This is a genomic window from Rhodococcus sp. C26F (assembly GCF_053345925.1).
Window position 1 is genome coordinate 97,822 of sequence record NZ_JBKFBA010000004.1, and the last position, 13,038, is coordinate 110,859.

The 13,038-nt window shown below is 69.5% G+C and carries 12 protein-coding genes; 4 read left to right on the plus strand and 8 right to left on the minus strand.

Annotation, left to right across the window (positions count from 1 at the left end):
* Nucleotides 1–47 precede the first annotated feature (47 nt).
* The 4 genes from ACLBYD_RS07350 to ACLBYD_RS07365 all read right to left on the minus strand — a co-directional run bounded on the left by ACLBYD_RS07350 (nt 48) and on the right by ACLBYD_RS07365 (nt 5,614).
* Entirely contained in the window at nt 48–2,333 is a 2,286-nt protein-coding gene (locus tag ACLBYD_RS07350) for a polyribonucleotide nucleotidyltransferase (protein ID WP_447815926.1), read from the minus strand.
* 324 nt (nt 2,334–2,657) lie between these two features.
* Nucleotides 2,658–2,927 carry a 30S ribosomal protein S15 gene (gene rpsO / locus ACLBYD_RS07355; RefSeq protein WP_006551263.1) on the minus strand — a complete coding sequence of 90 codons (270 nt, stop codon included), beginning with the start codon at nt 2,925–2,927 and terminating at the stop codon, nt 2,658–2,660.
* 138 nt (nt 2,928–3,065) lie between these two features.
* The gene (locus tag ACLBYD_RS07360) at nt 3,066–4,484 is read right to left on the minus strand and encodes a wax ester/triacylglycerol synthase domain-containing protein (protein ID WP_447815927.1); all 1,419 of its coding nucleotides are present in this window, start codon (nt 4,482–4,484) and stop codon (nt 3,066–3,068) included.
* A gap of 161 nt (nt 4,485–4,645) precedes the next feature.
* Nucleotides 4,646–5,614 carry a bifunctional riboflavin kinase/FAD synthetase gene (locus ACLBYD_RS07365; protein ID WP_006551264.1) on the minus strand — a complete coding sequence of 323 codons (969 nt, stop codon included), beginning with the start codon at nt 5,612–5,614 and terminating at the stop codon, nt 4,646–4,648.
* Between the two features lie 158 nt (nt 5,615–5,772).
* Here ACLBYD_RS07365 and ACLBYD_RS07370 point away from each other — a divergent pair, with 158 nt between their 5' ends.
* From ACLBYD_RS07370 to ACLBYD_RS07385, 4 genes are read left to right on the plus strand one after another with little or no spacing between them, the layout of a single operon-like run.
* Nucleotides 5,773–6,660, plus strand: a complete 888-nt coding sequence (locus ACLBYD_RS07370) for a metal ABC transporter substrate-binding protein (protein ID WP_447815928.1) — start codon at nt 5,773–5,775, stop codon at nt 6,658–6,660.
* The gene (locus tag ACLBYD_RS07375) at nt 6,657–7,454 is read left to right on the plus strand and encodes a metal ABC transporter ATP-binding protein (RefSeq protein WP_447815929.1); all 798 of its coding nucleotides are present in this window, start codon (nt 6,657–6,659) and stop codon (nt 7,452–7,454) included. The genes ACLBYD_RS07370 and ACLBYD_RS07375 overlap by 4 nt, the downstream gene beginning before the upstream one ends.
* The gene (locus ACLBYD_RS07380; RefSeq protein WP_006551267.1) at nt 7,451–8,344 is read left to right on the plus strand and encodes a metal ABC transporter permease; all 894 of its coding nucleotides are present in this window, start codon (nt 7,451–7,453) and stop codon (nt 8,342–8,344) included. The genes ACLBYD_RS07375 and ACLBYD_RS07380 overlap by 4 nt, the downstream gene beginning before the upstream one ends.
* A gap of 20 nt (nt 8,345–8,364) precedes the next feature.
* Entirely contained in the window at nt 8,365–9,057 is a 693-nt protein-coding gene (locus tag ACLBYD_RS07385) for a metal-dependent transcriptional regulator (RefSeq protein WP_006551268.1), read from the plus strand.
* A 31-nt stretch (nt 9,058–9,088) separates the two neighbouring features.
* Here ACLBYD_RS07385 and truB read toward each other — a convergent pair whose 3' ends face one another.
* The 4 genes from truB to ACLBYD_RS07405 are packed head-to-tail and all read right to left on the minus strand — an operon-like array spanning nt 9,089 to nt 12,974.
* Nucleotides 9,089–10,012, minus strand: coding sequence for a tRNA pseudouridine(55) synthase TruB (gene truB / locus ACLBYD_RS07390; RefSeq protein ID WP_447815930.1), 924 nt, complete (start codon nt 10,010–10,012; stop codon nt 9,089–9,091).
* On the minus strand, nt 10,012–10,674 hold the full coding sequence (gene npt / locus ACLBYD_RS07395; protein ID WP_060651232.1) for a 4'-phosphopantetheinyl transferase Npt: 663 nt from the start codon (nt 10,672–10,674) through the stop codon (nt 10,012–10,014). The genes truB and npt overlap by 1 nt, the downstream gene beginning before the upstream one ends.
* 41 nt (nt 10,675–10,715) lie before the next feature.
* Entirely contained in the window at nt 10,716–11,654 is a 939-nt protein-coding gene (locus tag ACLBYD_RS07400) for a metallophosphoesterase family protein (RefSeq protein ID WP_060650964.1), read from the minus strand.
* Nucleotides 11,655–11,657: 3 nt separating this feature from the next.
* Nucleotides 11,658–12,974 (minus strand): MATE family efflux transporter, encoded by a 1,317-nt coding sequence (locus ACLBYD_RS07405; RefSeq protein ID WP_447816059.1) that lies wholly within the window; start codon nt 12,972–12,974, stop codon nt 11,658–11,660.
* Nucleotides 12,975–13,038 lie beyond the last annotated feature (64 nt).

Below are 13,038 nucleotides of genomic sequence, written 5' to 3' on the forward strand. Positions count from 1 at the left end.
GTGCGGGGTTCACGCGCCCACCGGGAACCGGCAGGCGGGTGGGGTGATCAGGACTCGGCGTTCTCGCCGGTCGCAGCGGCCTCGGCCGACTCGTCCTCGACGGGGACGAGGCTGATCTTGCCGCGGTTGTCGATGTCGGCGATCTCGACGCGGATCTTCGAACCGACGTTCACGACGTCCTCGACCTTGGCGATGCGCTTGCCGTTGCCGAGCTTGCTGATGTGCACCAGGCCGTCGCGGCCGGGGAGCAGGGAGACGAACGCTCCGAACGCCGTGGTCTTGACCACGGTGCCGAGGAAGCGCTCGCCGACCTTCGGCAGCTGCGGGTTGGCGATGGCGTTGATCTTGTCGATCGCGGCCTGCGCGGACGGGCCGTCCGCTGCACCGACGTAGACGGTGCCGTCATCTTCGATGGAGATGTTGGCGCCGGTCTCCTCGGTGATCGAGTTGATCATCTTGCCCTTGGGGCCGATGACCTCACCGATCTTGTCCACCGGGACCTTGATGGTGGTGATACGCGGAGCGAACTCGCTCATCTCGTCGGGCGTGTCGATGGCCTCGGCCATGACCTCGAGGATCGTGGCGCGGGCATCGTGGGCCTGCGAGAGCGCACCGGCGAGGACCTGCGACGGGATACCGTCGAGCTTGGTGTCGAGCTGCAGGGCGGTCACGAAGTCCTTCGTGCCGGCGACCTTGAAGTCCATGTCGCCGAACGCGTCCTCCGCACCGAGGATGTCGGTGAGGGCGACGTAGCGGGTCTCGCGGGTGCCGTCCTCGAGCTCGACCTCGTCGGAGACCAGGCCCATGGCGATACCGGCGACCGGGGACTTGAGCGGCACACCGGCGTTGAGCATCGACAGCGTCGAGGCGCAGACCGAACCCATGGACGTCGAGCCGTTCGAGCCGAGGGCCTCGGAGACCTGACGGATGGCGTAGGGGAACTCCTCCTGGCTCGGCAGAACCGGGATGAGCGCGCGCTCTGCGAGGGCACCGTGGCCGATCTCGCGACGCTTCGGCGAGCCGACACGACCGGTCTCACCGGTGGAGTACGGCGGGAAGTTGTAGTGGTGCATGTAGCGCTTGCTGGTCTCGGGACCGAGCGAGTCGACCTGCTGCGCCATCTTCACCATGTCGAGCGTGGTGACACCCATGATCTGGGTCTCGCCGCGCTCGAACAGCGCCGAACCGTGGGCGCGGGGAACGACCGCGACCTCGGCGGAGAGGGCACGGATGTCGGTGACACCGCGGCCGTCGATGCGGAACTGGTCGCGCAGGATGCGCTGGCGCACGAGCTTCTTGGTCAATGAGCGGAAGGCAGCGCCGATCTCCTTCTCGCGACCCTCGAAGTTCGGAGCGACCTGCTCGAGCACCTCGACCTTGATCTCGTCGGTGCGGTCGTCGCGCTCCTGCTTGCCGGCGATGGTGAGCGCCTCGGCGAGCTTCTCCGACGCGGCGGACTCGACCGCGGCGTAGACGTCGTCCTGGTAGGGCGGGAACAGCGGGAACTCACCGGTGGGCTTCGCGGAGGCGGAGGCGAGCTGCTGCTGCGCGATGCACAGGCGGGCGATGAACGGCTTCGCCGCCTCGAGGCCCTCGGCCACGACGGACTCGGTGGGCGCCTGGGCGCCACCGTCGACGAGCGCGATGACGTTCTCGGTCGCCTCGGCCTCGACCATCATGATCGCGACGTCGGCGGTGTCGGGGTTGTCTCCCCCACCGACGATGCGACCGGCGACGACCATGTCGAAGACGGCGTTCTCGAGCTGCTCGACGGTCGGGAACGCGACCCACTGGCCCGACTTGTTGTCGTCGGAGACGATGAGCGCGACACGCACGCCACCGACCGGGCCGGAGAACGGCAGGCCGGCGAGCTGGGTGGAGGCCGACGCGGCGTTGATCGCGACGACGTCGTAGAGGTCGTTCGGGTTCAGGCTCAGAACCGTGACGACGACCTGGATCTCGTTGCGCAGACCGTCGACGAAGGACGGGCGCAGCGGCCGGTCGATCAGACGGCAGGTCAGGATCGCGTCGGTGGAGGGGCGTCCCTCGCGACGGAAGAACGAGCCGGGGATGCGACCCGCGGCGTACATGCGCTCCTCGACGTCCACCGTCAACGGGAAGAAGTCGAACTGGTCCTTGGGCTGCTTCGAGGCGCTGGTGGCCGAGAGCAGCATGGTCTCGTCGTCGAGATAGGCGACGACCGAACCGGCGGCCTGGCGTGCGAGGCGGCCGGTCTCGAAACGGATGGTGCGGGTGCCGTAGGCACCGTTGTCGAGCGTCGCGGTGGTCTCGTAGACCCCTTCGTCGATCTCGACTGCGGTAGTGCTTGTCATCTGTATGTCTTCTCTTCCCTCTTCGTCTTCGCCGTACCCGCGCGGGCGCCGCGACCCCCGTGGCCACGGCTGCGCACCGACTCACGGAGGCGGTCGTCGATCGAAACCCTCCGGCGGATTCGGGATACGACACCCGACGGGACCGGAAGGTCACTACCGAGGACCGACACCGTCGGTGCATACGGATCATCGCCGCTGGAGGCGATGGAAGTCGCCGGCCGAACCGGCACAAACACCGACAGCCAACGAGGCCCAGTGTAGTGGGTACCCCGTCGGCTGCCGGAAAAGATCAGCGAATGCAGATCAGGTCGTGTCCTGTCCGCGTCAGCGACGCAGACCCAGACGCTGGATGAGCGAGCGGTAACGCTCGACGTCGACCTTCTCGACGTACTTCAGCAGGCGGCGACGACGACCGACCAGCAGCAGCAGGCCGCGGCGGGAGTGGTGGTCGTGCTTGTGCTGCTTGAGGTGCTCGGTGAGGTCCACGATGCGCTTGGTGAGCAGTGCCACCTGCGCCTCGGGGGAGCCGGTGTCGGTCTCGTGGAGGCCGTACTCGCCGAGGATCTGCTTCTTCTGTTCGGTGGTCAGAGCCACTGGGTCACTCCTGTACAACTGACGTCCGCGTGACGGTAGACGGACCGGAGTCCGCCCGGTACGGCCACCGCGAACCGCAGCGCGCACCGACGGTCCAGCCTATCAGAGCCGACTTCTGCCGCCGAACCACGATCGGGTTCAGCGCCGGCCGGCACCCGCGCGGCCCACCGCGGCCGACACCTCGGCGAAACCCTGGTCGAGCAGCTCGACGTACCGGTCGATGTCGCGGTCGGGACGGAGGTCGTCCCGTGCCGGGGCCAGGACGGTGACCGCGAAGGCATCCCCCGCCCGCGCGAAGGTGTGCATGAAGTCGACACGCGGCACGAGGGCCTGCACACCGGCAATGAACTTCAGGTGACCCCACGGCACCGACCACCGCACGTCCGCACCGCAGTTGACGCTGCTGAGCGCCGTCGCGACGCCGGGGACCGCTCCGGACGCGAGCGCGTGTGCCAGCGCGCGGGAGACACGCCGGAAGACCGGATAGGGCGCGGCGCCCGTGCGGTGCATCGCGTCGATGCTCTCCGCCGAGTCGACGCGGGCCCGTTCGCGCGCGAGGGAGTCGGCGATCGTCGCGGCGCGCTGCGCGGGTTCGGGGATCTCGACGTGCAGGGGCACCAGGCCTCCCGCGACGCGGTTCACCCCGAGTCCGGCCGCCGACTCGCCGAGCGCCACGGGCACCGCTGCGTACTCCGAGGGCAGATCCTCCCCGCGCTCGCGGTAGTAGCGCTCCATCGCGAGCGACACCGCCGTCAGGCCGAGGGCGGTCACCGTCCACGATCGTCCGGCCAGCGCCGACAGGTCGGGCCGCAGGATGCGGATGACCCGGCGGTTCGTCTGCGCGACGGGAGTCCCGTCCCGCGTGGGATCCGCGCCTACCGTTCCGGGCAGCGGATCCTGACGGCGACGACGCGCCTCCAGATGTGCCCGCACGAGGCCGCCGAGCGCGACGACCGGCCAGATCGCGAGACGGGCGATGCCGTGTGTCGTGGCCGCGACGGGATGTGTGGTGCCGGCGGGCGGCGCGAGACCGTCGACCTCCAGCGGCCGGCCCTCCTCGCCGAACAGGGCTTCGAGGAGCCCGCGGGCGGAGGAACCGACGAGCATGGCGTGGCTCGCCTGGATCGCCGCGACGGTGACAGTCGCGCCGGGCTCGTCCGGATCGGGGACGCCCGGGAAGACGTGCACCTGCCATGGGCACCGGGCGGCGTCGACGCCGTCGGCGGACAGTCGCGCCACCGACCCGAGCCAGTCCTCGAAGGTGGAACTGCGCGCGTCGTGGACGGTGACCACGTCGTCGACGGCGAGGTCGGCCTTCACCCAGTAGGGATAGTCCAGTGAGCCCGGCGCGTCGGCGATCCGACGTGCCAGAGCACTGACCAGGTGCATGCGGGAGGCGAAGAACGACAGAATCGACTCGCGGTCCGGGGTGCGCCCCCGGTCCTCGGAGAAGACGGCGAACGACCACCAATCGGTGGGTCGTCCCGGGATCGACTGGAAGTAGTTACCCGCATCGACCCACGAAAGGCGCGCGGACCTCCACTCTCGAAAAAGCATGTAGCCGATTGTGACGGCGGACAAGACCTTTTTCGTACCGAACTCGCAGTTTCGTTCGTTCGGACGACACCGGACGGTCGACGGACACCCACGTCACTCGGGAGTCGGTGTCACTCGGGAGTCGGTGTCACTCGGGAGTCGGTGTCACTGGGGAGTCGGTGTCACTGGGGAGTCTTCGTGAGAACCTCTCGCGCTCGTTCGGCGTCGCGGTGCATCGCGGAGATGAGCGCCTCGACCGAATCGAACTTCTCCATGCCCCGCAGCCGTTCGACGAAGTCGACCGCCACGTGCTGGCCGTAGAGATCGGCCTTCTCGTCGAGGACGAACGCCTCGACCGTGCGCTTGCGTCCGGAGAAGGTCGGATTGGTGCCCACCGACACGGCTGCGAGGTAGCGCTGACCGGCCGTGAGTCCCTCGACGGGAGAACCGGAGTCGAGCACCGTGAACCAGGCCGCGTACACGCCGTCGGCGGGGATCGCCGCGTAGATCGGCGGTGCGACATTGGCGGTCGGGAATCCGAGTCCGCGACCGCGACCGTCGCCGTGCACGACCACGCCTTCGACCCGGTGCGGGCGCCCGAGTGCGTCCGCGGCCGCAACGACGTCCCCGGCGTCGACGCACGAACGGATGTAGGTCGACGAGAACGTCACGGCGTGCTCGGCGACCAGCGTGAGCCCCTGCACCGCGAACCCGAAACGCTCACCGATCGAGCGCAGCATGTCGACGGTGCCGGCCGCCTTCTTTCCGAAGGTGAAGTTCTCCCCCACGACCACCTCGGCCACGTGCAGTCGCTCGACGAGGATCTCGTGGGCGTACCGCTCCGGTGAGAGCTTCATGAATTCCGGGGTGAACGGCATGACGCAGAAAACGTCGATACCGAGTTCCTCGGCGAGCTCGGCGCGTCGCGCGAGGGTGGTCAGCTGCGCCGGGTGGCTGCCCGGGCGGACCACTTCCATGGGATGGGGATCGAAGGTCATGAGCACGGCGGCCACACCGCGTGCCCGCGCGGCCTCGACGGCACGCGCTATGAGCTGCTGATGGCCGCGGTGTACGCCGTCGAACACGCCGATCGTGAGTACACACCGACCCCAGTCCGCAGGAATTTCGTCCAGACCTCGCCATCTCTGCACATCGGCAGCCTACGGCCCGTGAGCGGGTCGGGCACGCCCGGATGGCTCCCGGCGCGCCCCACATGACGGTGACGGCTCGGCGAATGCATAATTTCGGTGTGCCGAACTTTTTGTCGAGAGCCCACAGAACACGGTCCGTATCCTCCCGTGCCGGTCGCATGATCGCCGCCTTCGCGGCCACGGCCTGCGCTGCCGCCCTCGCGGCGTGTTCGACCACCGGTTCCGCCGACGATCGGCCCCTGGTCCTGACGACCTTCACCGTCCTCGCCGACATGGCGCGCAACGTCGGCGGCGACCACGTGCGGGTCGAGTCCATCACCAAGCCCGGCGCCGAGGTCCACGGCTACGAGCCCACGCCGGGCGACCTGCGGTTCGCGACCGAGGCCGACCTCGTCTTCGACAACGGACTCGGTCTCGAGCGGTGGTTCGAACAGTTCGTCGCCGATGTCGACGCCGAGCACGTGGTCGTGAGCGAGGGTGTGGACCCACTGCCGATCGGTGAGGGCGCGACGACGGGTCCCTACAACCCCCACGCCTGGATGTCCCCGCTCGCCGCCCGCGTCTACGTCGACAACATCGCCGCGGCACTGGCCGACCTCGCCCCCGAGCACGCGGACGACTTCGCGGCCCGCGCCGAGGCGTACAAGGCCGAACTCGACGGTCTCCACACCGAACTCGTCACCGCCCTCGACGGCGTGCCTGCCGACCGGCGCGCACTCGTCACCTGTGAGGGCGCGTTCAGCTATCTCGCGCGCGACGCCGGGCTGCAGGAGGCCTATCTGTGGCCGGTGAACTCCGACCAGCAGGGCACCCCGCAGCAGATCGCCCGGACCGTCGATTTCGTGCGCACCAACGAGGTTCCGGCGGTGTTCTGCGAATCGACCGTCTCGGACAAGGCGCAACGGCAGGTCGCGGCCGATACCGGAACGGAATTCGGCGGAATCCTCTACGTCGATTCGCTCTCCGAGGCGGACGGTCCCGTCCCCACCTACCTCGATCTGCTCCGACACGACATCGACGTCATCACGACGGGACTGAGGCCATGACTTCGACACTCGACACACCGGCACTGTTCGTCGACGACGTGACGGTGCGCTACGACACCGTCCTGGCCCTGCAGAACGTCACCCTGAAGCTCGCACCCGGCCGCGTCTGCGGACTCGTGGGAACCAACGGCTCGGGCAAGTCGACGCTGTTCAAGACGATCATGGGTCTCGTTCGACCCACTTCGGGTCGCGTCACCATCGGCGGGACGACCACCGCCGTGGCGCGTCGCCGCACGCAGGTCGCCTACGTGCCGCAGTCCGAGGCCGTCGACTGGAACTTCCCGATCGGCGTGCGCGACGTCGTCATGACGGGCCGCTACGGCCACCAGGGCTTCCTGCGCCGCCCGCGCCCCGCCGACCACGAGGCCGTCGACGCCGCGCTCGAACGCGTGGGCATGACCGCGTTGTCCGGCCGGCAGATCGGGCAGCTCTCGGGCGGCCAGCGCAAGCGTGTCTTCGTGGCACGGGCGATCGCGCAGGGCTCGCCGCTGCTGCTGCTCGACGAGCCGTTCGCGGGGGTCGACACCACCACCGAGCACGCGCTGACCGCCGTCATCCGCGAACTGGCGGCGAGCGGCCACGCGATCCTCGTCGCCACCCACGATCTTGCGGGTCTGGCGCAACTGTGCGACGAGGCGGTGTTGCTGCAGCGGCGCGTGCTCGTGCACGGCTCCCCCGAGGAGGTCCTCCTCCCGGAGAACCTCGCCCGTGCCTTCGGCGCTCCCCCACCTGCGAATGGTGGACGAGCCGAGGACGTCGCACGGGAGACATACGCACAGGAGGCCGGACGATGATCGACGTGCTGATCGAACCCCTGCAGTACGGCTTCATGCAGCGCGCGCTGCTCGTCGCGGTCGCCGCGACGATCGTGTGCGCGCTGCTCAGCTGCTGGCTCGTGCTCATCGGCTGGTCGCTGATGGGCGACGCGGTCTCGCACGCCGTGCTGCCCGGTGTCGTCCTCGCCTATCTGGTGGGGGTGCCGTTCGCGCTCGGAGCCCTCGTCTTCGCCGGCATCGCCGTCGCGTTGATCTGGCTCGTCCGCGGCACGAGCCGCGTCAAGGAGGACGCCACCATCGGCATCGTCTTCACGACACTGTTCGCCCTGGGCGTGGTGCTGATCTCGAAGAACCCGAGCCAGATCGACCTGCACCACGTGCTGTTCGGAAACCTGCTCGGGCTCGCGACGGGCGACGTCTGGCAGGTGTCGATCCTGGCGGCCGTCGTGCTGGCCGTCCTCGTCGCGAAGCGCCGCGATCTGACGCTGTTCGCCTTCGACCGCGTCCAGGCGCACACCCTCGGCCTGTCCCCCGCCGCGCTGTCGGCGTTGCTGTTGTCGCTGCTCGCGGTGACGATCGTCAGCGCGCTGCAGGCGGTCGGCGTGATCCTCGTCGTCGCGATGCTCATCATCCCCGGCGCGACGGCCTATCTGCTCACCGACCGGATGGCCCGGATGCTGGTGATCGCACCGGTACTCGCGGTGATCGCCTCGGTGGTCGGTGTGTACACGAGCTACTACACCGACGCCGCGACCGGCGGCGTGGTGGTGCTCGCCCAGGCCGTGGTCTTCACCCTCGCGTACCTGTTCGCTCCGCGTCAGGGTGTCGTCACCCGGCTCGTGATGCGTCGCCGCGCGCCCGAGGGCGAAAGGACCAGCGAGCCGACGGAGAGCGTGATTCCCGGGTGACGGTTACCTAAGCTGGACGCGTGCCTGAGAGTAACGAGACCACCGCGACCGAGCTACTGTCCTCGGTCGCACAGGACTATCTCAAGATCATGTGGACGGTCCAGGAGTGGTCCGGGGAGAAGATCTCCACCAAGCTGCTCGCCGAGAAGCTGGGCGTGTCGGCGTCCACGGTGTCCGAAGCGGTGCGCCGCCTCGCGGACCAGGGACTCGTCGACCACGAGCGCTACGGCGCGATCTCCCTCACCGACGAGGGCCGGCAGGCCGCCGTGGCGATGGTCCGGCGCCACCGCCTCATCGAGACCTTCCTGGTCCGCGAGCTCGGCTACGGGTGGGACGAAGTGCACGACGAGGCCGAGATCCTCGAGCACGCCGTCTCCGAACGGATGGTCGCGGCGATCGACACCAAACTCGGTCATCCCGAACGCGACCCGCACGGCGACCCGATCCCGGCGCCCGACGGCACGATCCCGTCACCACCCGCCCGCGCCCTGAGCGAGTTCAACGACGGCGACCACGGCCGCGTGGCCCGCATCTCCGACTCCGACCCCGCGATGCTGCGCTACTTCGACGAGGTCGGGATCGCCCTCGACACCGACATCACCGTGCTCGAACGTCGCGACTTCGCCGGAACCATCTCGGTCCGGCTGGGCCGGACCGAGGGCCGCACGATCGATCTCGGTCACCCGGCGGCGGAAGCGATCTGGCTCGTCTGAGCCGGCTGCGATCCGGCTCGTCCGAGCCGCCTCACATGTTGGAGGGCCGCACCACGAACACCGCCGCAGCCCGCTTGCCCTTCTCCTGCAGCAGCGCCGCGGCCCGACCCTGCGCATCCACGGCGCCGTAGACGCCGTGGATCCCGACGGGCTCGAGCCAGCGGCCGTTCGCGAGCAGCCCCGCCTCCTCGTCGCTGATGGTGCGGCACTCGAAGGCCGTGCGCACGGCCGCGTCGATGTCGAGGCTCGGCGTCGGGTCGTCGGCGAGCTGTTCGAGCGTGCGGGCGTGTTCGAGGCCGAACGGGCCGACCTTCGTGCGACGCAGCGCCGTGAGATGACCGCCCACTCCGAGGGCCGCGCCGAGATCGCGTGCGAGCGCCCGGATGTAGGTGCCGGACGAGCAGTCCACGTCGACGTCGACGTCCACGAAGCCGCTCCCGGGCACATCGCGGCGGGCGAGGACGTCGAACCGCGAGACGGTGACCGGCCGGGCCTTCAGCTCGACCGCCTCCCCCTCGCGCATGCGGGCGTAGGCGCGCTTGCCGTCGATCTTGATAGCGCTGACGCTGGCGGGCACCTGCTGGATGTCGCCTGTCAGCGCGGCCACGCCCTCGTCGATCTGCTCGTCGGTCACGTGCGTCGCATCGGTGGTCGCGACGGTCTCGCCTTCCGCGTCGTCCGTGACGGTGCTCTGCCCGAGACGGATCGTCGCGGTGTACGACTTGGTCGTCAGTGCGAGCAGCCCGAGCAGCTTCGTGGCGCGCTCGACGCCGAGGACGAGCACGCCCGTCGCCATGGGGTCGAGGGTGCCCGCGTGCCCGACCTTGCGGGTGCCGAGCAGTCGGCGGCAGCGCGCCACCACATCGTGGCTCGTCATGCCGGCGGGCTTGTCGACGACGAGCAGGCCTGCGCGGGCGAGTGCCGGATGATCCTGCGGGGGTGCGGCGTCGTTCATCAGCGCACCGTGATCGCGGTGAGGACGAGACCGTCGGCGATGAGCCACCGTCCGTCGAAGCCCGTCAGCGGCTGCCCGTCGAGGGTGTCGCCGGGGACGAGCAGTCGCGAGTGGAAGGTGCCGGTGACCGCGTCCGAGGTGGTGTCGCGCTCGAAGGTGATGTGGGCGTCCTCGAAGCCCAGCCACCTCTTCGTCAGCGGGAACCACGCCTTGTAGGTGGCCTCCTTGGCGCAGAACAGCAGACGGTCCCAGTGCAGGTCGTCGCCGGCCGAGGCGAGCCACTCGCGTTCGGGTTCGAGGCTCACCGCGGGCAGCACCCCGTCGGGGAGCACGTCGTGCGGTTCGGCGTCGATGCCGAGCGATCGGATCTGCAGCGAATAGCCCAGCACGGCACCGCGATAGCCGTCGCAGTGGGTGAGGCTGCCGACGACGCCGCGCGGCCAGACGGGATCGCCCTTCTCTCCGCGCAGTACCGGCGCGGGGTCGACGCCGAGGGTGCGCATGGCCTGGCGGGCGCAGTGACGGGCACCGGCGAACTCGCGGCGCCGCTTCTCCACGGCCCGCGCCACGAGCGGCTCCTCCTGGGGATGCGGCCGCAGTCCCGGTGGGTCCTCGAACAACTCGGCTGCAGCGACGCCGTCCGGCACGATGCGCCCGATCAGCGCGCCGCGCGTGTCCGTCTTCTGCCCGGTGTCCGGTTCGGTCACCGCAACTCCTTCTCTCGTTGAGCCCGCATCTTCTCGGCCTCGGCTTCCATCTCGGGGGTCACGGTGAAGTGACCGCCCCACTTGTTCAGGCTGCCCGGCGGATACTCCGGGACGGGGAGGATCTGCCGCAGGGGCTGCTCCGGCATGCCGCGTCGCTGCCATTCGCGCGGGTAGCCGACCGAGACCTCCTCGAAGCGCACCCCGTCGTAGTAGGTGGTGCGCGGGATGTGCAGGTGGCCGTAGACGCTGCACAGCGCCCGATAGCGCAGGTGCCAGTCGGCCGTCTCGGTGGTACCGCACCACAGCGCGAACTCGGGGTAGAACAGCATCCGCGTGGGTTCGCGCACCAGCGGGAAGTGGTTGATCAGCACGGTGGGCAGCGCGGGATCGAGCGCGTCGAGACGGGCTCGGGTCTGCTCCACACGCACCCGGCACCAGGTGTCGCGCGTGATGTACGGATCCGGCTTCAGCAGGAACTCGTCGGTCGCGACGACATTGCGTTCGCGCGCGCGGGCGAGACCGTCCGCCTTCGTCGTGGTGCCCTCCGGCAGGAACGAGTAGTCGTAGAGCAGGAACATCGGCACGAGCACCACCGGCCCGTCCTCACCCTCCCAGATCGGATACGGATCCTCGGGGGTGAGCACGTCGAGTTCGCGGCACATCGTCACGAGGTAGTCGTAGCGCGCGACCCCGAACATCTGCACCGGATCCTTGGCGGTGGTCCACAGTTCGTGGTTGCCGGGCACCCAGATCACCTTCGCGAACCGGCTGCGGAGCAGCGACAGCGCCCACCGGATGTCGTCGGTCTTCTCCGACACGTCGCCCGCGACGATCAACCAGTCGTCGGGCGACTCGGGATACAGATCCTCGGTGACCGGCCGGTTGCCCCGATGGCCCACATGGATGTCGCTGATCGCCCACAGCTTCGCTGCCACGCACTAACCTCCCGACTCGTCCTGGACACGCACCTGCCGGTCCGCGCCCGTCACCGCCCATCGTCCCGAGAGCGTGCGCCATACGACGGCGATCATTCGGAACACGATGAACACCGTAAGCCCCGTCCAGATACCCGCCAGACCCCAGTCGTACGCGAGCGACAACCAGATCAACGGCAGGAAGCCGAACAGCGCCGAGGCCAGCGTCGCGGTGCGCAGGAACGCCGCGTCCCCGGCACCGAGGAGAACACCGTCGAGTGCGAACACGATTCCTGCGAGCGGCATGATCGCGACGAAGAACCACCACGCCACGCCGATCTGATCGAGCACCTCGGTGTCGGTGGTGAACAGACCCGGAATCACGTCCTTCCCCACCACGAAGACCACCGCGAGGACGACGGCGAAGACCGCCGACCACGCCGACAACCGCCACGCCAGGCGCGTCGCGCCCCGCCGATCGGCCGCACCGAGTGCTGCGCCGACGAGGGCCTGCGCGGCGATCGCCAGCGAGTCCAGGGTGAGGGTCACGAAGTTCCACAGTTGCAGCACGACCTGATGACCGGCCACCGCGGCCGCACCGAAGCGCGACGCCACCGCCGCCGCGGACAGGAAGCAGGCCTGGAATGCGAGGCTGCGGGCGATCAGGTCACGTCCGAGCCGCAACTGCGCCCCGATCACGGCCGGTCGCGGTCGCAGCGGAACCCCGGACCGCAGCAGCGCCACGACGAACAGGACGGCCGTCACGGACTGCCCGATCACGTTGGCGACGGCAGAACCGACGAGCTCCCACCGCGGAGCGCCCAGCAGTCCGTGGACCAGTACCGGGCACAACACCGCCGACAGGGCGAGGCCGGCGATGACGAATCGCAGCGGCCGCATCGTGTCCTGGACGCCGCGCATCCAGCCGTTCCCGGCCAGGCCGACGAGGATCAGGGGCGCCCCGAACAGTGCGACGCGCAGCCACGAGACGGCGGCGTCGGCGATCTCGGCATCGCCGGCGAGCAGCCGCGCGACGGGGCCGGCCAGCGCCTGGCCGACGAGCAGGATCGCCAGTCCGACGATCATCGCGAGCCAGGTCGCCTGCACGCCCTCGCCGACGGCGTCGTCGTGCCGGTCCGCACCGTGGAAACGCGCCGCGCGCGCGGTGGTGCCGTACGACAGGAAGGTGAGCTGGGTGCTCACCTGCGCGAGGATCAACCCGCCGATCGCGAGACCGGCCAGGGGCAGCGCCCCGAGCCGGCCGACGACGGCGATGTCGAACAGCAGGTAGAGCGGTTCGGCCGCGAGCACCCCGAGAGCGGGAAGGACGAGCCCGAGGATCCGCCGTCCGGTGACGTCGGAAGCGCGTGAGCCGCCGGGCGTCTCGGAGGCGCGTGAGCCGCCG